Below are 21133 nucleotides of genomic sequence, written 5' to 3' on the forward strand. Positions count from 1 at the left end.
TTCTACTCCTTCAATCAGCTGAATTTCAAAGCCAGCTTCTTTTAGATTCGATTCAATTTTATTAAGATAGCCTGATTTTTTAATCGATTCTCCTCCGATAACGATCGTAGCTTTTTGACCTTCAAGATCTTTCAGTGCTTCAATCGATCCTTCTCCATAAAATACGTCTCTAGGTATTGTAAAACGATTCATATGTTTAAAACTCCTTTTCTAAAATGTAATAAGTTACTTGTGATTCTTTATAAGTTTCGTGTCTCATATATGTTCAATCAATACAATCTATCATACATACTAGGATTATATTATGTAAGTAGGCACTAATTTTTGTTATAGTATCATAAAGTAGACTAATGGATGAGGAGCGGTTTGGAATGACAACAAAATCATTAACCAAAAAAATAAATAACCCTTATTATGAAAAAGAATTAACCCTTTCTGTCATTGAAGGGAAATATAAATTGATCATTTTATGCAACCTTGGATTAAAGGGAGCAAAACGATTTACTGAGCTGAAAAACCTAATTCCCAATATTACTCAGCAAATGTTAACGAATCAATTAAGAGAGTTTGAGAAAAATGGGCTGGTTCATAGGGAAGTATTTAAGGTGGTGCCGCCGAAAGTGGAATATTCATTAACGGAGCTGGGGAAAAGCCTGTTGCCGGTATTAAAAAAACTGGATGAATGGGGGAAGAATAAACTGACACCAGTAAAAGATAAGACGTTTTATTGTGAAAAAGAACTAACATTATCAGTAATAGAGGGGAAATGGAAGCTCCTCATTTTGTGCCATTTGGGATTAAAGGGGACAAAGCGCTTTTCGGAGCTGAAGAAACTAATCCCGAAGGTTACACAAAAAATGCTGACAAACCAGCTGAGAGAATTAGAGGGCAGCGGATTGGTACACCGCGAAGTTTACCCTGTTATCCCCCCTAAGGTAGAGTATTCTCTTACAGAAACAGGGCAGAGCTTAATGCCCGTCCTAGAACAGCTTGAAGAGTGGGGAAGGAACTATGGAAAGAATATTAAGAAAAAAGAGCAAATCGTATGATAGGGAATAGCAGGATTTAAATAATGGTGAGCAGGTGACGAAAATGGAAGCAAAACTAGATCAATATATTCAACGCTACCAGCATGAGAAGGACAAGGAAGCTCTTCAGTATTTGAAAGAACAGTGCTGGCCAATCGTGGAAGGTCTGATCATAGAATTAACGAAGGAGAAATACCCGGAAAAAGATGATCTGTTGCGGGAAAAAGGAATGAAACGTTTCCCTTTCATCATGAGCAAATATCAGGTAGAGGTTCAACTTCCGATCGAAACCTTTCTGCGAAATACCTACCGATTTTATTTTCAGCAGGTGCTTAGAAAACAAGGATGATTCATGTTTTAACATGCATAATAACTGGTATCCTATCAAAAATAAAAGGCTCAAGCATTGTTCGAACTAAACAATGCTTGAGCCATTTTCATTTATACTTTCTCAGCTTCCATTTTAAATGAGATATCCTCGGCTAATAATGAAAATACTTCGCTAATATATGATTCTTCATCAAACACAGAGGTTACTTTATTTTCCTTAGGTGAAGCAAAGGGAATGGTAGCAATCACTTGGCTATCAAGCTCTGTGGCTAAAGCATCACCGCCGCCTCGACCGAATAGATAGTTCTTTGAGCCGTCCTGTTCCTCGTAAAAGGCCATGTTTTCAACGACGCCTAAAATGGTGTGTTTCGTATGCTTCGCCATTACACCGGCTCTGGAAGCGACGAATGAAGCTACATTATGAGGAGTTGTTACAATAATTTCCTCTGCTTGCGGAATCATAGCCGCAACATCAATCGCTACATCGCCAGTTCCAGGCGGTAAATCAAGAAGAAGGTAATCTAATGGTCCCCAGTGTGTATTCACAAGAAAATTGCGAATCCATTTATTCAGCATAGGACCGCGCCACATAACAGGGTTATTATCGGCTGAGAAAAAGCCCATTGACATAACTTTTACCCCGTTGCTCACGACAGGAATTACCGTTTGATCGATCATCGTCGGTTTTTGTTTAATTTTCATCATAGCTGGAATACTGAAGCCATAAATATCGGCGTCAAGAATACCTACTCTTTTTCCCTGACGTGCAAGTGCCACAGCAAGATTAATCGTCACTGTTGATTTACCTACGCCGCCTTTACCGCTTGTAATAGCAATAAATTTTACGCCTGAATCAGGACGCAGCATATCAGGCATACCAGTATCAGTGGTTGCTTCTTTTTTAAGTGATTTGGTTAATTCAGCGCGCTCTTCCGGTGTCATCGTTCCAAAGGTAAGGGAAACAGATGTGGCTCCCGCATCTATTATGGCTTGCTCGACGTCGTCATGGATTTTTGCTTTCAATGGACAGCCTGAGATGGTTAATACCACTTCTAGTTCAACATTTGTGCCCTCAATAGCAATGTTGCGCACCATGTTTAGTTCCACGACGCTCTTATGCAGTTCAGGATCCTCTACATGTTTTAAAGCCTCTAGTATTTTTTCTTTTGTTAGCATCAAATGACGCCCCTTTCAAAATGATCAGCATAATGATATTCATAAATATATCCTAAAAACCGAAGTTTTTAGGATATATCAGGTGCTTATTATTTTAGTTCTTTACCCATGCCCTTTAGGAAATGAATTCCAAATCCAATGGCACGGTTTGCATCAGGATCCTTCAATACTTTCAAGAGATCCATTACGCCTATTTGTTTCTCGCTTTGTACGAATTCTTCACCATGCTGTAAGCCTGAAACCACACTGCCAACGAGCTTCGTTGTCACTTCGGCATCGACATTCGTTAATATACCAGCGGCGCCCATTAAATTGTTAATCATATTGGTAATCGGTTCACGGCCCACTTGATCAACAGCAATTTTTGCGATTTTTTCCTTTGATTGAAGCATCGAGCTTGCTGCCTCTAAAGCGCCTGAATTATTCAATTCACGAATAATATCAAGTGTCTTCGTTAATGCATCGTCATTTTGAGCTAGAAGAGCGGTTAATTCTTCTAGCTTTTGCTGTTTTATTTGTTCTTCAGTTTGTGCGTTTTTTTTGATCATTGTAATCGGTAATGCCATTGATAGATCCTCCTATCATTTATCCGTTAAATGTACATATCCTGGACGATTCCATTTTCGTTCAACTTCAACCCCGTTTTGCGGGTAGCGTTTTTTGCTGCGCGGACTTGTAGCAGGAATCTTAATTTCACCGTCGACATTAATTAATTCCATACGGACCTTCGTTTGCTTATATGCAGGTGTATTAGTACGTGTATCTACTGCTGGTCCTGTTAAGAAATTAATCGCTTTTTCTCTGTCTACAGAGTTCATAGGAAGGAATAATTCCTTCTCTTTGACGCGATCGGTAACGATAACGTTCAATTTAAGTGCTCCAAAAGGTGAGATGAGGCGGACCAAAGAACCGTCTTTTACACCACGTTCTTTTGCCAATGCTGGTGAAACCTCAACGAATACATCAGGCACCTTTTTTTGAATCCCTTTTGACTTGTTTGTCATATTTCCTTCATGGAAATGCTCCAATATACGGCCATTGTTAATGTTAAGATCGAACTCTTCAGGGAATTCAGCAGGCAGAACCCAATCTGAAAGGGCGAAGCGTGCTTTTTTATCAGCAAAGTTGAATCCATCTTCATAAAGAAGCGGAGTGCTTTTGCCGTCCAAGCTGCCCCAAAGGAAGCTGTTCCAGCCTTCAAGTACTTCATAATTTGCTTCACCAAATATTGGAGAAAGACTCGCCATTTCTGCAAAGATTTCACTTGGATGTGAGTAATTCCAGTCTGCACCCATACGGTTTGCAATATCCTGGACAATTCTCCAGTCAGCTTTTGATTCCCCAGTAGTAGGAAGAGCTTGATACAAACGCTGAACGCGGCGCTCCGTATTGGTAAACGTTCCGTCTTTTTCTAAAGAAGGAGCAGCTGGAAGAATGACATCTGCATATTGGGCTGTCTTCGATAGGAATATATCTTGAACGACAAGGAAGTCAAGGCTTGAAAGAACATCATGAACATGGTTTGCGTTAGAATCAACCAATGCCATATCTTCTCCTACGATGTACATCCCTTTCATCTCACCCTTATCAATGGCATGCAGCATTTGAATATTATCTTTACCAGGCTTGCCGCTGATAGGCACGCCGTATGCTTTTTCAAACTTCGTACGAGCAATGTCATCTGTAATATGCTGATAGCCAGGCAGCCAACCAGGAAGAGATCCCATATCACAAGCGCCTTGCACGTTGTTATGCCCGCGAAGAGGATAGGCACCAGCACCCGGACGGCGATAGTTGCCTGTTGCTAGAAGTAAATTCGAAATAGCAGCAGACGTGTCGCTTCCGCCTGTATTTTGTGTAACACCCATTCCCCAAAGAATACAAGTTCCGTCAGCATCACGGATCATTTTTGCCACTTCAATCATCGTTTCTTTCTTAATACCTGTAATTTCTTCTGCATATTCTAGTGTGTATTTATCTAACACTTGCTTAAAGTCTTCAAGATATAAAACATTTTCATCAATAAATTTTTGATCATGCCAGCCGTTATCGAACATGTATTTCGTAACTGCCATTAACCAAACCTGGTCTGTCCCTTGTTTTGGACTCATGAAAATATCAGAACGCTCGGCCATTTCATTTTTTCGCAAGTCAGAAACAATTAGTTTTTGACCATGCAATTTATGAGCGCGTTTCACGCGAGTAGCAAGTACAGGGTGACCTTCAGCAGGGTTTGCTCCTACAATAATAACGAGACCAGCTGCTGCAATATCTTTAATCGTTCCGGCATCACCGCCCATACCTACTGTACGGAATAAACCGTCTGTTGCAGGGGATTGGCAATAACGGGAACAGTTATCTACATTGTTTGTTCCAAATACTTGACGTGCTAATTTTTGGATCACATAGTTTTCTTCATTCGTAATTTTTGAAGAAGAAATGAAGCCTAGTGCATCGCTGCCGTATTCATTTTTGATCCCGCCCAATTTACTTGCTACTAGATCAAGTGCTTCATCCCATGTAGACTCAATGAATTCTCCATTTTTACGGATTAAAGGCATTGTCAGGCGTTCTTCGCTGTTGACGAAATCCCAGCCGAATTTTCCTTTAACACAAGTAGAGATCGCATTAACTGGACCTTCAGAAGGTTGAACTTTTAAAATTTTTCTTCCTTTTGTCCATACATCGAATGAACAGCCAACACCGCAGAATGTACATACCGTTTTTGTCTTTTTCGTACGGGTCTCACGCATAGCAGCTTCTACTTCAGAGACTGCAAAAATACCGGAGTAGCTTGGCTCTACTTTTTTAACTAGCTCTACCATTGGCTCAAGAAGATCCGGTTTGATCGCCGTCATAAAACCAGCTTCACCCAGCATAGATTTTTCCATCAGTGCATTACATGGGCAAACCGTGACACATTGCCCGCAGCTGACACAAGAGGAATTGTCAATGGAAGTTCCGTCATCCCAGACAACGCGCGGACGATCTGCTTCCCAGTCAATCGAAAGTGTTTCATTTACTTGAAGATTTTGGCATACCTCAACACATTGTCCGCAAGCGATGCATTGATTAGGATCATAGCGATAAAATGGGTGAGACATATCTACTTCTGTAGGATCCACTTTTGGTTTGTATTCGTATTTTTGATGCTCAATTTCCATCATTTCTGCCGTATTATGTACCTTACAATCTCCGTTGTTATTGTCGCAAACGGTACAATAAAGCAGATGGTTTTCTAGTAACCGATCCATTGCTTCTGTTTGTGCTTCTTTTGCGCGAGTGGAAGAGAGGTCAATATTCATATTCTCTATTATCTTCGTCGAGCACGAACGAGTAAGCTTTCCATTTACCTCAACCATACATGTATCACAGGTTTGAATAGGATCAACCTCTGGAACATAGCAAATTTGAGGGTGTGCGATCTCATTTTGATTGATCACTTCCAGGATCGTTGCACCAACCGGAGCTTCATACGATTGTCCATTAATCAGGACATTAACTGTTTTGTTGTCCATTACGATACCTTCCTTTCGAACATAAAAAATCCACCATGCTAACAACCTTTACTATAAAATAGAGAAAGGTGTTTTCATAGTGGAGTAGTTTAATAGCAGTTCTTACTATACGACCAGTCCAATAATTAACGATTCAAAAGTTTATAGAATCACAACAGATAATCACTATTTTGATTCCATCTACTATAACACTCCTATTATAGCGCTTACTTTACAAATAAACAATAAATTCTAAATAACTATTAAGTTAAAATTATAATAATGTTACTATATTTTATGGGATCATTAAGTACGTTAATTTAATTATTGGGGATGATTAGGATATCTGCTAAAATACACGGTTTCAACGACATCATTCGAAAATTGCGAAAAGATTTATTAGGAAAAGGTCCAGAGAGAATTCATACGGTATTTGTAGAAAACATGGCGATTTCCACCTTATATGGAAATTTAACACCGACTGAAAAATTTATCGGGCGAACAAAAGAAGGCAAGGAAATGGTTCACCTGGCAAGGACTAAATTAATTCAGGAAGTATATGCCAACATGCCCCCTGAAGGGTTAGAAGAAATAGTAGAAGCAAAGCTCGTTCATTTGTTTTCTGACTTTAAGGTAGAGGAGGATATCGCTGTTTCTGTATTCGTATTCGACAAACCAATCGAATAAATAATACGGAATGTATTTAAATAAAAGTGTTGCGGTCTTATTTTTCTTTTGATAAAATAGGAATCGCTTACAAGTGAACTTTCTGTGAACATACAGCTAATGAAAAATAGTATTCAAGTCCTGCTCATTTTTCATTTTATAAAACATGATGATTGACGTTCCTGCAACGAAAATGTGGGAAGGTTAAGCAACATTTTAAAGAGCTTATGACAATAGGCTTTTTGAATGTTGCTTTTTTATTTGAAGTTTTTGCAGCTGGATGATATGCCCCGAGCATTGCAGAATGGTTTGAAAAGCAAGATAAAAGGGGGAAGCTATAGTATGAAAAAGGGAAAGAATCGCTGGTTAATCGCTTTATCTGCAGTGGGAATCCATCTTTCAATTGGATCTGTTTATGCATGGAGTAACTTTACGAATCCATTGATTGAGGAATTTGGCTGGTCCAATCAGCAAGTACAGCTAACATTTAGTATCGCTATTTTATTTTTAGGATTATCAGCAGCGTTTTTAGGTCATTTTGTGGAAAAATACGGGCCGAGAAAAGCAGGTTTACTAGCAGCAGCTTTCTTTGGCGCTGGTATTACGGGTGCGGGATTTGCTGTTCAGTTAGGCTCTCTTCCGTTGTTATATTTATCCTATGGAGTGTTAGGTGGAATTGGTCTTGGAGTTGGATACATCGCTCCTGTCTCAACGCTAGTAAAATGGTTTCCAGATCGAAGAGGCTTAGCAACTGGGCTTGCGATCATGGGCTTTGGGTTTGCTGCCGCAATTAGCAGCCCGATTATGGATATGCTGATTAAATCTGTTGGTATTGCGAGTACGTTTTACATACTAGGTATCTCATACTTTATCGTTATGCTATTCTCTTCTCTTTACTTGGCAAAGCCGGAAGAAGGCTGGCTGCCTGAAGGCTTTAAAGATAAAGTGAACAGTGGAAAAGTTAAGTTGAAACAAGATTTAGCGCAATTAACAGCTAATGAGGCGGTCAAAACAAAACGTTTTTATTACCTTTGGATTATGCTTTTCATTAACATTACATGCGGGATTGCCATTTTATCAGCAGCTAAACCGCTTGCTGAAGAAACCATTGGGCTTTCGACAGCTGAAGCTGCTGCTCTAGTTGGTGTTTTAGGGATTTTTAACGGACTTGGACGAATCGGCTGGGCTTCCGTTTCTGATTATATTGGCCGTACAAATACGTACACTACATTCTTTGTCTTGCAAATCGGCTTATTTTTTATGCTTCCACAAACGAGTACAGCACTATTGTTTCAAGTAATGCTAGCTGTTATCTATACATGCTACGGTGGAGGATTTGCTTCAATTCCAGCATTTATTGGAGATATTTTTGGAACAAAGCAGCTTGGCGCCATTCATGGCTATATTTTAACAGCATGGGCAGCTGCAGGGCTTGCAGGTCCTTTGTTTGCCGCTTGGGTTAAAGATACGACAGGTACGTACGCAGCTAGCTTAACCGTATTTGGTGGATTATTTATCGCAGCATTAATTGTCTCAATTTTAATCCGATTCGATATTAAACGCTTGTCGGAAAAACAAAAACAAGAAGAAAAATTAGCGTCGTAATTTTGTTTATAACATTATTAGCATATAAAAGGGGCTGTGCTCATCTGTCAATTAAAAACGATAGATGGAACAGCCCCTTTTATTTATGAATTATTAAAGATGATAATTAACTAATTCCAGCCCCTCTGGATACGAATCACGCCCTGTCGTATCGATGGAGGCTTTTCGTTTTGGGATTAAACCAAAATTAAGTTCTGCATAGAGGATCCCTTCTTCGTCGTATAAAGGACCGGCTAAATATTCTCCACTTGAACCAATAATGGCACTCCCCCAAAAAAGTCCCAGCTTGCAGCATGAAGAGATGATTGTTCACCTTGCTCTTTTGTCACATAGTAGGAAGATGCAATGACAAAGCACTGACCCTCCGATGCGTAGGCTTTACTCGCCGTTTCAATGACTCCTTTATTTGAACGTCCACTTGGGAAGTCCGGCTATCCCGTCCATGAAGCACAATGAATCTGTTCTCCTTGTGAAATCAACGAATATTTAAGAAGTGGCTGCAAATGTTCATAACAGATCAGCCCGCCGACACGTCCACTTGGTGTATCAACAACTTTTAAGGTGCTGGCATCACCTCTAGTGTGAAATGATTTTTCACGATTACTTGGAAATAATTTGCGATGTACATTTAAAATCTCTCCATTAGCACCGATTGTAACAAGTGAGTTATATATTTCCATCATAATGGTCAACAACTTCATTTATCCCCGTTACTACGGTGACCTGAAGGTGTTTGGCAGCCTCACATAAAGAATTAAGGTGACCTTGTCCGGTTGTGTAAGAAAGCTTTTTCCTACACCTTCTTCTCCTTGTATAAAGATAGGTGTATCTGTTGGTAGGACTTTTTCTGCTAGATGTATAACCTTTTTCATTGCTTTACTTCGATGGATTACCTTTTGGTTCATTCCTTTTCTAGTCCGCAGGTTATCAAGTTCTGCCTTATATTCTCCAAGTGAATTTTTTGTAGAACTCAATTCTTGCTGTAAATTTCTAACTTCTGTAATATCAAGAGAAAAATTCACTATTCGTTTGAAATCACCTGAGGCATTATATACTGGAATGCCAGTAATCATTAAACGTTTGCGGGTCTGTGTAGTTTGGAACGAGGTTACCTTTTCTTTCCGTTCAATGACTAACCTGGTCACAGAAGGCTTAAAGACACCATCTTTCTCTAGCTCATACACACTTCTCCCAACTAATTCTTCTGAACGGATCCCCCATATTTCTTTGGCGGAGGAGCTGACACGTACGGTTTTTCCGTTATCATCTGCGATGTAGATGACATCATAAATATTCTCTAAAATCGCTTCCATATCAAGTAAGGTTGAATCCACTGATTGACGATGTGGGTCGGTATTCACACCGTAGATGGCTGTATCTTCAAAATGAAATAATAAATAAAAGGAAAATTGATTCCATGAAAATGTTTCCGGGGGAGATTGAAAGTTAAACTTTGATTTTTGATACCCAATGACAAATTTAATTAAATCCGAAGCATCTACATGTTTACGCTCTAAGAGATCAACCATATGAGGATTATATATAGGGGTGATTCGTTTTCTTGAAAATGAAACTACAGGTGTTTGGATGATCTTCACTATACTTTCTTTTAGATTTGATTCTAACTGCATGACAGTTTCCTCCTAACTATATAACTGTGAATTTTTTATAAGGATAATAATGTTCTTATTTTGTTGTAATTTCTATATTAGGGGAACATTTAATTGGTGAGCAGAGATAAATAATAGAACATGATTTTTGCCCTTGTGCCTTTTAATAATAAAGAAGGTTTTTGCAGTTTTATTTATTTTTTATATCTCACTTTTTGTTTTATAAATGTGTTATTGACGTCCTTACATCCTCATGTTACCCTTATTCGTAATTCAAAAAATATTCTTACAATTTGTGTAATGAACATTTAGAAGAAGCATGATAGTGAAAACTCCATAAAATGTGGAAGTAGGTTCCTTGAATGAATAAGTTCAAGGATTAAAAGGGAAGCTCGGTGTAATTCCGGCACGGTCCCGCCACTGTAAAAGGGGAATTAGTATACAAAAAACCACTGATCCAATTGGGTTGGGAAGGGGTGTAGCTAATATTGATCCTTGAGTCAGGAGACCTGCCTATTTCGACAACACTGTTAAACCTACGGGAGATAGGGAGGTGTTAGAGAAGCGGACCAATCAAGGGTGCAGTGTACCCTTTACTTAGGCATTTCTAACGTTCTTTATGATCGTTGGGAATGCCTTTTTTGTTGTGCCAGTAATACATAAAAATGGAGGTTTTAGAATGAATACGTTAAAAACAAGTTTATTAGGCTATCCGAGAATTGGAGAAAATCGTGAATGGAAGAAAGCACTGGAGGCCCACTGGGCAAAAAAAATTAGTGAAGAAGAGCTTCTGCAGCAAACGGAAGAAATTCGTTTGAAGCATTTACAAAAACAAAAAGATAAAGGGATTGATCTGATTCCCGTAGGTGATTTTACGTTATATGATCACGTCCTGGATACAGCTGTGATGTTTGGGCTTATCCCGGATCGCATCCAAGCTTCTGGAGCAAAAACGTCTCTTGAAACGTATTTTGCGATGGCTAGAGGAAATAAAGAAGCTGCTGCCAGTGAAATGACAAAATGGTTTAATACTAACTATCACTATATTGTTCCTGAGTATTCAAAAGGGAAAATGAGCTTGAACGAAAATAAACCGCTTCAGGCATATCGTGAGGCAAAGGACAAGCTTGGCATTGAAGGGAAGCCAGTTATTGTTGGTCCATATACATTTATAAAATTAGCAAAAGGCTACGAAGACAAGGAACTGCCTCAGTTTATTTTGGAGTTGCTTCCATTATACGAGCAGCTTTTGAAAGAGCTTGAACAGGATGGGGTAAAGTGGGTTCAGATTGATGAGCCGATCCTTGTTACTTCCATCACGCATGATGAAATGAAAACAGTAGAATTTATTTATAAAAAACTGAATGAAGCGGCACCTGATCTCTCCATCATGCTGCAAACGTATTTTGACGCAGTAGAGTGGTACGAAGAGGTTATGAAGCTTCCTGTACAAGGCATTGGTCTTGATTTTGTGCACGGTGGAGAAAAAACATTGGCAAGCCTGAAGGCATATGGATTTCCTAAAGATAAAGTGCTTGCAGCCGGAGTAATCGATGGACGAAATATTTGGCGTGCAGATTTGAAAAAGAAATATGACCTGATTCAAACGATAACAGCCATTGTTCCTAACGAACGCCTATTAGTACAGCCATCGAGCAGTCTGCTTCACGTCCCTGTGAATGTACGTAGTGAATCACATTTGGATTCAACGGTACAGTCTGCCTTAGCGTTTGCAGATGAAAAGATTGAAGAGCTTGTACAGCTTGCTGAATCTGTGAACATAGGTGATCAGGGGAAACACTTATTTGCTGCAAATGAAACCGCCATTCGTACATTAGCGAAATCAGAAGCTAGAAATCGATCAGCTGTTAGAGAAGCAGTAGCCTCGATCACAGAAAAAGAAGCACAGCGTACTTCGGATTTTGATGTAAGAAATGAAAAACAGCAATCAAAATGGGATCTTCCGCTTCTTCCGACCACAACGATCGGAAGCTTTCCGCAGACGAAGGAAGTCAGAAAAGCACGCCTAAGCTATAAAAAAGGCGAGTGGAGTGCAGAGAAGTATGAAGGATTTATTGAAGCTGAAATCGAAAGATGGATTAAACTTCAGGAAGAACTAGGATTAGACGTACTGGTCCATGGAGAATTTGAACGAACTGATATGGTCGAATATTTTGGTGAAAAGCTGAACGGTTTTGCCTTTACGAAAAATGGATGGGTGCAGTCATACGGGTCTCGCTGTGTGAAACCACCGCTGATTTATGGTGATGTTGAATTCGTTGAGCCGATGACGGTAAAGGAAAGCCTCTTTGCACAATCCTTAACAGATAAGCCTGTTAAAGGAATGCTTACAGGACCTGTTACGATTTTAAATTGGTCCTTTGTACGTGATGATATTCCGAGAAGTGAAGTGACCTATCAGCTAGCACTTGCGCTAAGAAAAGAGGTAGAAGCACTTGAAGAATCAGGGATTACGATGATCCAAGTTGATGAACCGGCACTTCGCGAAGGGCTGCCGCTGAAAAAAGAAGCATGGGATCAATATTTGAACTGGGCTGTTGCTTCGTTTAAAATTACTACCTCTTCTGTAGAGGATACAACACAAATTCATACACATATGTGCTACTGTGAATTTCATGATTTCATTGATCCAATCAGAGATTTAGATGCAGATGTCATTTCAATTGAGACATCACGGAGCCATGGTGAGCTTGTATCATCCTTTGAAGATCATGCATATCATAATGATATAGGTTTAGGTGTTTATGATATTCATAGCCCGCGTGTGCCGGATGTTGAAGAGATGGTTCAAATGATTCAACGAGGGTTAAGTGTACTTGGGCCAAAGCAATTTTGGATTAACCCGGATTGCGGTCTGAAAACAAGAGGTGAATCAGAAACCATCGATTCGCTGAAAAACATGGTTGCAGCTACAGCCAAAGTGCGACAAAGTTTAGCGCAAAAACAGGTTTAAATATACCCGATCTGAATGAAAAGAACCTGTTGGAGGCCCTAACAGGTTCTTTTTCAGGTTTAACACGGGAGATCAATTTCGAAATGAAGATTTAATAATGATCGATTATAGTAGATGATCAGATTCAACATCAGTGTAAATTCCAATCAAAACTACTGCAGGTTCATCTCCAATGTTTTTTACATAATGCGGTACACTTGCATTCCAGCTAAAAGAATCTCCTTCTTCCAAAATCACCGAGTCCTCTCCTTGCTCAGCGATGATTCTTCCTTGCAGTACCAAATGACATTCTTCACCCTCATGTGCATGTGCATCGCCAGTTGATGCACCAGGAGGAAATTCAACACGCATCATACGTAAGCCGCCTTTAGAGGATAAATGCTCAATTTTTAAATTTCCTTTGCTTAAAGTTGTACACTTTCGTTCATCTTTTTTGACGACACACATTTGCTGTTTTTTTTCTAGCAGCAAATAGGGCAGCGGAACGCTTAAAAATGATGAAATGGTTTGCAGTGTGCTAATGGAAGGGGAGGTATTATTATTTTCTACATTGCTTATAAAACCTTTTGAAAGCCCGGTTTCTTCGGACATTTGGGCAATTGTGATCTTTTTTCTATTTCTTATTGCACGGATTTTTGAACCGATATCAATGCTCATGATTAACCACCTCTAAAGTTTCTTAATAGAAAACTTATATTCATATTAACGAATTTATTGTTGACAATCAACACCAAAAATTGTTATCTTATAAAAAACAAAGATTCTTATAAGGAATATTTAGTTGAATTTAATATTAAAGGAACGATAGTAAAGATGAGAGTTTAATATATAATGATCGACTAATTCAAAGGAGCGCATGAATCCATGATCAGCACAAAAATAGATAGTAAAGTTTTGTCCATATTGGAAGAGAAAATACAGCTTATTAAATCGGATGTAGGAGCTACTTACCTCGTAGGACCCATTCGATTACCAGTGAACCTGGATGGGGAAACTGTTGTTTTCCAATGGTACAGCTGGCTGCAGTGTGAGGAAGTAGCAGATAGCTTGGAAGGAATTATTGAAAAACTTTCATCCTCTAATCTCGCAGATTTTCAGCAATCCAGTGTACTAGTGTATGGCGATTTTAAAGATGCAGACGAAGCATTGATCCGTATGCATTCCATTTGTCACACAGGTGATATTTTTGGCAGCAAACGATGCGACTGTGGTTTTCAATTAAAGCAATCGATGAGAATGATTGTGGAACACGGTACTGGAGCGCTATTTTATCTTGCCAATCATGAAGGCAGAGGCATTGGTTTGTTCAGTAAAGCAATGGCTTATGTTCTTCAGGAAAATGGCTACGATACAGTAGAGGCTAATTTAAACCTTGGATTTGTTGATGATTCCCGCGACTACAGCGATGCAATTCAAGTATTAAAAGCATTAAGAACCAAGCCGGTAACGCTGATTACCAATAATCCGAAAAAATTAGAGGCCTTACAGAGTTCAGGCATGAATGTAGCTGGGAGAACACCTTTATGGGGAGATATTTCCGAGTTTAATGAGAAATACTTAAAAACGAAAATTGAACGCTCTGGACATATTGGAGAAAGCTCTTAATTGAGGAGCGGGAACGTTGATGTGGCAGCTTTAGAGGGAAGGGAATAAAAGTAGAATTAGATTGAACACAATCTAATTCTACTTTTATATGATAAATTAGTCCCGAAGTGCGGATAAATTTGGGGCGAGCTTCGATAAACTACTTTAGACATATAAAGCTTCAATTTTAACAGGAATGAAGGGTGATGAAACCATGAAAAGTCCGTTGTCGTACAAAATTGTTCTTCCAGCCAAAATGGAGGAAGGAAAAAAGTATCCCGTGATCTATGCCATGCATGGAAAAGGAAGTAATGAGGATGATATGCTCGGTTTAACACAGGAGCTTAAGGATCAATTCATTCTTATTGCTGTACGGGGATCGCTTCCGGAAGGGTTTGGCTATGCTCATTTTACGATAAAAGGGATCGGAAACCCGGACAGAGCATCCTTTGATCAATCAGTAGAGCTTTTACAATCCTTTATTCAGTATACAGGTGAAACGTATCCAATTGACCAGCAGCATCAATATTTATTTGGCTTCAGTCAAGGAGCGATTTTGGCCATGACCCTTGCGTTAACAATGGGCAATCAACTTAAAGGAATCGTTGCGTTAAATGGATATATTCCGGGCTTTGTGAAAGACGAATATCTGATTCAATCAATAGAAGATGTCTCCATTTATATTTCACACGGGGAATTTGATCCTATTTTTCCGTTAACGTTTGGACAAGATAATTACGAGTTCTTTAAAGCACGCAGTCAGAACGTACGATTTACTTCCTATTCTGCCGGACATGAGGTTTCGCGTGAAAACTATGAGGATTTTATTAATTGGCTGTTGGAAGATGCAGCGAATTAAATTAAGGAGAGAATGTTATTAATTTAGCATTCTCTTTTTTAGTTGCTTATATCCGTTTTTTCTAAGAGAATATTTTGTATCATATTTTTTAAGTTGTCTGATGTGATTACCATTCTTTCCTTTTCTTTTCATTTATGGCTTTGTTAAATGTGTGTGTAGATTTCCGCTGCAGACGCTCGCTTCCCGCTTCAGTCCGCAAGAGTCTCGCGCCTTCCGTTCCAATCAACAATATTCTATAACATAGCTTGTTTTTAAAGGGATTTTCCGAATAAAAAGCATCAAAGGACTATTCTTTAAATCTTGTTACAACATGTAGATGATAATGATCCTAGCTCATTAAAGATACCGCCATTTTGAAAAACAGTAATGCCGTCAGGGTTAAACAATCTTTTTATTCCCTTTGAAATGAGAATCGAGACAGGCATCCTATGATTTGCTGTTTCTTTGTCTAGATCCTCTAATTCATTAAAATGCTAATTTGGGGAGAATCAATGTGTGCTCTTCATTAAATGGCTCGTGGTCCAGAACACAACAGACAAAATCATTTTCACATACAACATTTACTGGATATCGTTTGTTGGCTAAACCATAGCCTATGCAGTCTTTCATTTTTTCACCTGCTTTTCTAGGAGATTATTAATTACTACAAGAATTGGTTATAAACTATAAATTTCTTCTAGTCCCAATTCAATAGAGCATTTAGACTATTTCATTGAAAAAAATATTTTAGTATGGTAAAACTAACAGAGTGATCTTGAATAAATAAAAATTTATTCTTTTTAATAAAAATTGAATATTTACTACCCTGGGGGGGCTTGGAAAAGCTGAGAGAGACGTCTAGTCTTGACCCTTATTACTTGATCTAGGTAATGCTAGCGAAAGGAAGAGGTATAGCGACTGATAACAAAATCATATCCCATCAGGATTTCATTCGTTGTTTACAACCACTTCTTCCTACAAAGAAAGTGGTTTTTTGTTGCAAAAAATTATAGGGAAGGGGATCTGGATGGATAAGAATCTATCAATCTTAATTAAACAAGTAGTCGATAGAAAAGAAGAACTTATTGATTTAGTGAAGGATTTAATTTCCTATAAGACACCTGCACCCCCAGCCAGAAATACGAAGGACGCACAGGAATTTGTTGCAGGCTTTATGAAAAATCTCGGTTTTACCATTGATACGTGGGATGTATACCCGAATGATCCAAACGTCGTTGGTGTTTTAGAAGGAACGGACTCAGAGAATTATAAAAGTCTTATCATTAATGGCCATATTGACGTGGCAGAAGTAGATGAAGCTGAGCAGTGGGAAGTCGATCCCTTTACCCCTGTTGTAAAAAACAATGCAATCATAGGGCGTGGAGCTGCAGACATGAAAGGCGGTCTGGCAGGGGCGATGTTTGCTTTTCAGCTATTACATGATGCAGGAGTTAAGCTGCCAGGGGATATCATATTTCAATCAGTCATTGGCGAAGAAGTAGGAGAAGCGGGTACGTGGGAATGCTGCAAACGCGGCTACAAGGCTGATTTTGCGGTCGTCGTCGATACAAGTGACTTACATATTCAGGGACAAGGCGGCGTGATAACCGGGTGGATTACGGTGAAAAGCGAGAAAACCTTCCATGACGCTACGAGAAGAAGCATGATCCATGCTGGTGGAGGACTTTCTGGTGCAAGCGCCATTGAAAAAATGATGAAGGTGATTGAGGGATTGCAGGAACTGGAACGCCATTGGGCTGTGACCAAGAGCTACCCCGGGTTTCTGCCGGGAACCAACACGATTAATCCAGCTGTGATTGAAGGGGGAAGACACGCCGCTTTTATCGCGGATGAATGCCGGCTATGGATCACTGTTCACTATTACCCTGATGAATCACATGAACAGGTGGCAACAGAAATAGAAGAGCATATTCTCGGGATCGCAAAGGCGGATTTGTGGCTGAGAGACAATCTGCCGACATTTGAGTGGGGCGGTACATCAATGATTGAGGATCGCGGTGAGATTTTTCCTTCACTTGAAATTGATCCAAATCATGCAGGTGTTAAGCTATTGGCGAGTACCCATGAGCATATCAGCAAGCAACATGCGATTATTGATGTGTCCCCTACAGTGACAGACGGAGGATGGCTCGGAGAAGCCGGCATTCCAACGGTTATCTACGGTCCGGGTGATTTAAACAACGCTCATGCTGTCAATGAACAAGTATCGATTGAACAGCTGCTGGAGTACACAAAAGTCATATTAGCATTTATTTATGAATGGTCTTTTACAAAGAAAAGTTCATAACTGTACAAGTTTTAATAATAAGCTATGTTAAAGTCCATTGTTAATTTTTACACAGCGTTGATTGGGGCAGATAGGCGAGACTCCTGTGGGCTGAAGCGGGACAAGTGAGACTCAAGCAGGTGCGTTTGCCACCGAGGAGGCTTACTGTCCGCCCCAAGGCAAGCCGTGCTGCATCAACAGACATAGTTAATAAAGCCTAATAAAAAGGAGTGAGAAGCAGTGAAATTCAGTCAACAATTACATGAAAAGCTTCAGCCAATCTGGCGGCAAAATCATCATCATCCTTTTGTGGCAGAAATGGGAGAAGGGACGCTTGATCCTGAGAAATTCCGATTTTTTATGGTTCAGGATTATTTGTACTTAATCGATTATGCTAAATTATTTGCGATCGGAGCAGTGAAGGCGAAGGATATTGAAACGATGGGGAGATTTGCACGATTGCTCGACTCGACAATGAACGAGGAAATGTCACTCCATCGTCAATATGCAAAGAAGTTTGGCATTTCAGAGGAAGAGCTTGAAAATGCAAAGCCATCTCCCACTACTTTGGCCTATACACATTATATGATGGGAGTTGCTCATAATGGATCGATTGCTGATTTAGTAGCAGCCGTTCTACCGTGCATGTGGAGCTATTGGGAAATTGGGAAGGAACTGAATCAGATTCCTGGCGCAAGCGACCATGAGCTTTATGGAGAATGGATTAAAATGTATAGCTCTGACGAATTCGGTCAGCTTGCAGAGTGGTGCATTAAGCTTTTAGATGATCTAACGGCCGGTAAATCAGAAAAAGAGCTTACTGAGTTGGAAGAAATTTTTCTAAACACAACGAGGTTTGAATACATGTTCTGGGATATGTCCTATAAAAAAGAGATGTGGCCGTTCAATGAGTAGGTCTGTTTTACAGCTTCGTGAAGTTTCATTTCATTATGAAGGGGAGCGGGATGAAGAGAAACTTTCGATTTTTCATACTCTTAATTTATCTATCAATAACGGGGAATTTATTAGCATTGTAGGACCGAGCGGATCGGGGAAAAGTACACTCTTTCGTTTAATTACAGGGCTTGAGCAGCCGGCGGGCGGAGATATTTTACTAAATGGTGAGATCAGAAAAGATCGGTTGGGAAGTGTTGGGTATATGCCTCAGCAGGACTTGCTTATGCCATGGCGATCTATCTTGGATAATGCAGCTTTACCGCTTGAGTTAAAAGGAATCAAAAAAGCAATGGCACATAAGCAGGTCATGGAACTGCTTGAAGAATTCGGATTAAAGGGCTCAGAATATCGTTATCCAAGTGAGCTATCCGGGGGAATGAAGCAGCGGGTCTCCTTTATGCGCACTGTTTTAAGCGGCTCTAATCTTATGATATTAGATGAGCCGTTCAGTGCGCTTGATGCGATTACAAGAATGGCCATGCAGGAATGGCTGTTGGAGCAATGGGAAAAGCGGAAAAAAACGATTTTATTTATTACGCACGATGTTAATGAAGCATTATTTTTATCAGACCGCGTTTTCGTCTTTTCAGAAATACCCGTGCGTACTTTGCAAGAGGTAAAAGTACCTCTTGAGCGCCCGCGAAATCTTCGGGACTTAAATAACCCTGATGTCATCAAGCTAAAAGATCATCTGATTGATCAGCTGCGAGTGAAGGTGAAACCATGAAGCAGTGGAGAGAATACCGAGCGGCCTTTATTCTTATATTGATAATGCTCTGCGCATGGGAATTGGCTGCGAGATTGGCTGAGCTGCCTTTTATTTTTCCTTCACCCACAGGAATGCTAATAAGGCTTTGGGAATTAAGAGAGGTTTTATTATTTGACCATCTGCCTGCTACGCTCTCCACAATCATGATCGGACTCGCGATATCAATTGTATTAGGAGCGGGATTAGCTGTTTTGATGAATGTCAGCAGTACAGTTGAGAGAGCATTTTATCCAATTCTGATTTCTTCTCAAACCATTCCGATTATTGCGCTTGCACCTATTTTTGTTCTATGGTTTGGCTATTCCATTTGGAGCAAAGTAGTAGTGACCGTGTTAATTACTTTTTTCCCGATTACCGTCAATACATTTGACGGACTGCGTTCGGGCAACAAGGCATTAAGAGAATTGCTGTTAACAATGGGAGCAAATAAAAGAGAAATTTTTATGAAATTGAGTGTTCCGTCCGCGCTCCCTTACTTCTTCTCAGGATTGAAGGTGGCGGTGACGATGAGTGTGATTGGGGCGGCCATTGGCGAGTGGCTTGGAGCACAGGCGGGCTTAGGCTATTTTAGCCGGAGAATGATGACGCAATTTGACGGTGCTGGCGTCTTTGCTCCAATTGTTTTATTATCTGCTGTTGGTATCGTCCTATTTTTAATTGTTGTGTGGTTAGAAAAAAGATTATTAAAATGGAGGTCAAAGGAATGAAGAAGCAATTACTATTAAGTCTATCGTTGTTAATGATGCTGATCCTTGCAGCTTGTGGAGGAAATGATTCAACAAGCGGTACGGATTCTGGAGCTGAATCAGCTGATGAAGGGTCAAATGAAGAGGAGCTATCAGAGGTTACGGTCATGCTTGACTGGTATCCAAATGCTGTTCATAGCTATCTTTATGTAGCGAAAGAAAATGGTTATTTTGAAGAGGAAGGGGTAGATGTTGAGATTCAGTTCCCAACAAATCCGACAGATCCTCTTAATCTGGCAGCAGCTGGCCAAATTACACTTGGTTTTTACTATCAGCCTGATGTTGTAATGGCACGTGCCAATCAAGATGTCCCAGTTAAAGCGATTGGAGCCATTGTCCGCTCGCCATTAAATCATATTGTGATGCTTGAAGACAGCCCTATTCAATCACCGAAGGATCTAGAAGGAAAGACGGTTGGTTATCCTGGAATTCCGCTGAATGAAGCACTGCTGACATCAATGGTTACCTATGATGGAGGCAATCCTGAGGAGGTAAACATGGTAGATGTAGGATTTGAATTAGGTTCTTCAATTGTAAGCGGTCAGGCAGATGCAGTGATCGGTGCGTATGTAAATCACGAAGTTCCAGTACTAAAGCATAACGGGCATGAAACACGTTATTTTAACCCAACAGATTATGGTGTTCCAAGCTATTATGAGCTGGTTGCAGTAACGAGCGATCAAACGTGGGAACAAGATCAAGAAGCAATCGAAGCCTTCTGGCGCGCTGCAACGAAGGGCTATGAATTTATGACAGCAAACCCTGACGAAGCACTTGAAATTTTATTAGCAAATCAAGAAGAAGCGAACTTCCCGTTAATTAAAGAAGTGGAAGAAGAAAGCTTATCCATTCTAATGCCAAAGATGGAGTCTGAAGAAGGGTTTGGAAGCCAAAGCGAAGAATCCTGGCAGGAAACAACGGATTGGCTGCTAGAATCAGGATTGATTGAAGAAGCACCTCCAGCTGAGGACCTTTTTGTGAATATTGTAGAGTAATATGAAGAGAAAAGCGGAAAAATTCGTTTAATCAATAACGAGTTTTTCCGTTTTTTTCGCATTCTTGATGT

The 21133-nt window shown here is 39.9% G+C and carries 18 protein-coding genes, 2 pseudogenes and 2 riboswitches; of the genes and pseudogenes, 13 read left to right on the plus strand and 7 right to left on the minus strand.

The genetic code is table 11. The annotated features are described in order from the left end of the window. Nucleotides 1-192, minus strand: a pseudogene (locus KP78_RS08145) (iron-containing alcohol dehydrogenase); the annotation flags it as partial. Between the two features lie 179 nt (nt 193-371). On the opposite strand from KP78_RS08145, the pseudogene KP78_RS20630 reads away from it, so the two are divergent. The 3 genes and pseudogenes from KP78_RS20630 to KP78_RS08155 all read left to right on the plus strand — a co-directional run. Continuing rightward, nucleotides 372-692, plus strand: a pseudogene (locus tag KP78_RS20630) (winged helix-turn-helix transcriptional regulator); the annotation flags it as partial. 6 nt (nt 693-698) lie between these two features. Continuing rightward, nucleotides 699-1049: a winged helix-turn-helix transcriptional regulator gene (locus KP78_RS20635; protein WP_041088078.1), complete on the plus strand. Its 351-nt coding sequence runs from the start codon at nt 699-701 to the stop codon at nt 1047-1049. A gap of 43 nt (nt 1050-1092) precedes the next feature. Then, nucleotides 1093-1377, plus strand: coding sequence for a hypothetical protein (locus tag KP78_RS08155; RefSeq protein WP_041087983.1), 285 nt, complete (start codon nt 1093-1095; stop codon nt 1375-1377). 92 nt (nt 1378-1469) lie between these two features. Here KP78_RS08155 and KP78_RS08160 read toward each other — a convergent pair whose 3' ends face one another. From KP78_RS08160 to fdhF, 3 genes are all read right to left on the minus strand, one after another. Next, on the minus strand, nt 1470-2534 hold the full coding sequence (locus KP78_RS08160; RefSeq protein ID WP_041087985.1) for a P-loop NTPase: 1065 nt from the start codon (nt 2532-2534) through the stop codon (nt 1470-1472). 89 nt (nt 2535-2623) lie between these two features. Beyond that, nucleotides 2624-3100, minus strand: coding sequence for a helical membrane plugin domain-containing protein (locus tag KP78_RS08165; RefSeq protein ID WP_041087986.1), 477 nt, complete (start codon nt 3098-3100; stop codon nt 2624-2626). A gap of 15 nt (nt 3101-3115) precedes the next feature. Next, entirely contained in the window at nt 3116-6052 is a 2937-nt protein-coding gene (gene fdhF / locus KP78_RS08170) for a formate dehydrogenase subunit alpha (protein ID WP_041087988.1), read from the minus strand. A 321-nt stretch (nt 6053-6373) separates the two neighbouring features. Between fdhF and KP78_RS08175 the strand changes: the two genes are divergently transcribed. Both KP78_RS08175 and KP78_RS08180 read left to right on the plus strand, forming a co-directional pair. After that, entirely contained in the window at nt 6374-6718 is a 345-nt protein-coding gene (locus KP78_RS08175; RefSeq protein ID WP_041088080.1) for a Na-translocating system protein MpsC family protein, read from the plus strand. Between the two features lie 321 nt (nt 6719-7039). After that, a complete protein-coding gene (locus tag KP78_RS08180; RefSeq protein WP_041087990.1) occupies nt 7040-8302 on the plus strand; it encodes an L-lactate MFS transporter in 1263 nt (420 codons plus the stop codon). A gap of 431 nt (nt 8303-8733) precedes the next feature. Here the strand turns inward: KP78_RS08180 and KP78_RS18590 are convergent, their stop codons facing one another. After that, nucleotides 8734-8982, minus strand: coding sequence for a nitrilase-related carbon-nitrogen hydrolase (locus tag KP78_RS18590; protein ID WP_157841472.1), 249 nt, complete (start codon nt 8980-8982; stop codon nt 8734-8736). 33 nt (nt 8983-9015) lie between these two features. Continuing rightward, nucleotides 9016-9933 (minus strand): PAS domain S-box protein, encoded by a 918-nt coding sequence (locus KP78_RS18595; protein WP_052474708.1) that lies wholly within the window; start codon nt 9931-9933, stop codon nt 9016-9018. Nucleotides 9934-10246: 313 nt separating this feature from the next. Then, a riboswitch (cobalamin riboswitch) is annotated at nt 10247-10443 on the plus strand. A 148-nt stretch (nt 10444-10591) separates the two neighbouring features. Here KP78_RS18595 and metE point away from each other — a divergent pair. Next, entirely contained in the window at nt 10592-12886 is a 2295-nt protein-coding gene (metE, locus tag KP78_RS08195) for a 5-methyltetrahydropteroyltriglutamate--homocysteine S-methyltransferase (protein ID WP_041087992.1), read from the plus strand. Between the two features lie 105 nt (nt 12887-12991). Here the strand turns inward: metE and KP78_RS08200 are convergent, their stop codons facing one another. Beyond that, complete coding sequence (locus KP78_RS08200) at nt 12992-13537, minus strand: cupin domain-containing protein (protein ID WP_041088084.1); 546 nt, start codon at nt 13535-13537, stop codon at nt 12992-12994. 213 nt (nt 13538-13750) lie between these two features. Here KP78_RS08200 and KP78_RS08205 point away from each other — a divergent pair, with 213 nt between their 5' ends. The 7 genes from KP78_RS08205 to KP78_RS08235 all read left to right on the plus strand — a co-directional run bounded on the left by KP78_RS08205 (nt 13751) and on the right by KP78_RS08235 (nt 21062). After that, complete coding sequence (locus tag KP78_RS08205; protein ID WP_041087994.1) at nt 13751-14491, plus strand: GTP cyclohydrolase II; 741 nt, start codon at nt 13751-13753, stop codon at nt 14489-14491. Between the two features lie 193 nt (nt 14492-14684). Continuing rightward, nucleotides 14685-15329, plus strand: coding sequence for an alpha/beta hydrolase (locus tag KP78_RS08210; RefSeq protein WP_041087996.1), 645 nt, complete (start codon nt 14685-14687; stop codon nt 15327-15329). Nucleotides 15330-16126: 797 nt separating this feature from the next. Beyond that, nucleotides 16127-16230, plus strand: a riboswitch (TPP riboswitch). Nucleotides 16231-16335: 105 nt separating this feature from the next. Continuing rightward, entirely contained in the window at nt 16336-17616 is a 1281-nt protein-coding gene (locus KP78_RS08215) for an acetylornithine deacetylase (RefSeq protein WP_041087997.1), read from the plus strand. 219 nt (nt 17617-17835) lie between these two features. Then, entirely contained in the window at nt 17836-18510 is a 675-nt protein-coding gene (tenA, locus tag KP78_RS08220; protein ID WP_041087999.1) for a thiaminase II, read from the plus strand. Further along, nucleotides 18503-19279 (plus strand): ABC transporter ATP-binding protein, encoded by a 777-nt coding sequence (locus KP78_RS08225; RefSeq protein WP_041088001.1) that lies wholly within the window; start codon nt 18503-18505, stop codon nt 19277-19279. The genes tenA and KP78_RS08225 overlap by 8 nt, the downstream gene beginning before the upstream one ends. Further along, nucleotides 19276-20028: an ABC transporter permease gene (locus tag KP78_RS08230; protein ID WP_041088003.1), complete on the plus strand. Its 753-nt coding sequence runs from the start codon at nt 19276-19278 to the stop codon at nt 20026-20028. The genes KP78_RS08225 and KP78_RS08230 overlap by 4 nt, the downstream gene beginning before the upstream one ends. Further along, complete coding sequence (locus KP78_RS08235) at nt 20025-21062, plus strand: ABC transporter substrate-binding protein (RefSeq protein WP_041088005.1); 1038 nt, start codon at nt 20025-20027, stop codon at nt 21060-21062. The genes KP78_RS08230 and KP78_RS08235 overlap by 4 nt, the downstream gene beginning before the upstream one ends. Nucleotides 21063-21133: the final 71 nt, after the last annotated feature.

The sequence above is a fragment of the Jeotgalibacillus soli genome (genome assembly GCF_000829435.1).
In the GTDB taxonomy this organism is placed as follows: Bacteria; Bacillota; Bacilli; order Bacillales; family Jeotgalibacillaceae; genus Jeotgalibacillus; species Jeotgalibacillus soli.

Excerpts from the sequence above, each read along its gene's own strand:
- KP78_RS08215 (WP_041087997.1), top strand. The coding sequence starts at position 16,336 with ATGGATAAGAATCTATCAATCTTAATTAAACAAGTAGTCGATAGAAAA.
- KP78_RS08155 (WP_041087983.1), top strand. The coding sequence starts at position 1,093 with ATGGAAGCAAAACTAGATCAATATATTCAACGCTACCAGCATGAGAAG.
- KP78_RS08165 (WP_041087986.1), bottom strand. The coding sequence starts at position 3,100 with ATGGCATTACCGATTACAATGATCAAAAAAAACGCACAAACTGAAGAA.
- fdhF (WP_041087988.1), bottom strand. The coding sequence starts at position 6,052 with ATGGACAACAAAACAGTTAATGTCCTGATTAATGGACAATCGTATGAA.
- KP78_RS08210 (WP_041087996.1), top strand. The coding sequence starts at position 14,685 with ATGAAAAGTCCGTTGTCGTACAAAATTGTTCTTCCAGCCAAAATGGAG.
- KP78_RS18595 (WP_052474708.1), bottom strand. The coding sequence starts at position 9,933 with ATGCAGTTAGAATCAAATCTAAAAGAAAGTATAGTGAAGATCATCCAA.
- KP78_RS08225 (WP_041088001.1), top strand. The coding sequence starts at position 18,503 with ATGAGTAGGTCTGTTTTACAGCTTCGTGAAGTTTCATTTCATTATGAA.
- KP78_RS08230 (WP_041088003.1), top strand. The coding sequence starts at position 19,276 with ATGAAGCAGTGGAGAGAATACCGAGCGGCCTTTATTCTTATATTGATA.
- KP78_RS18590 (WP_157841472.1), bottom strand. The coding sequence starts at position 8,982 with ATGGAAATATATAACTCACTTGTTACAATCGGTGCTAATGGAGAGATT.
- KP78_RS08160 (WP_041087985.1), bottom strand. The coding sequence starts at position 2,534 with ATGCTAACAAAAGAAAAAATACTAGAGGCTTTAAAACATGTAGAGGAT.
- KP78_RS08235 (WP_041088005.1), top strand. The coding sequence starts at position 20,025 with ATGAAGAAGCAATTACTATTAAGTCTATCGTTGTTAATGATGCTGATC.
- metE (WP_041087992.1), top strand. The coding sequence starts at position 10,592 with ATGAATACGTTAAAAACAAGTTTATTAGGCTATCCGAGAATTGGAGAA.
- KP78_RS08180 (WP_041087990.1), top strand. The coding sequence starts at position 7,040 with ATGAAAAAGGGAAAGAATCGCTGGTTAATCGCTTTATCTGCAGTGGGA.
- KP78_RS08205 (WP_041087994.1), top strand. The coding sequence starts at position 13,751 with ATGATCAGCACAAAAATAGATAGTAAAGTTTTGTCCATATTGGAAGAG.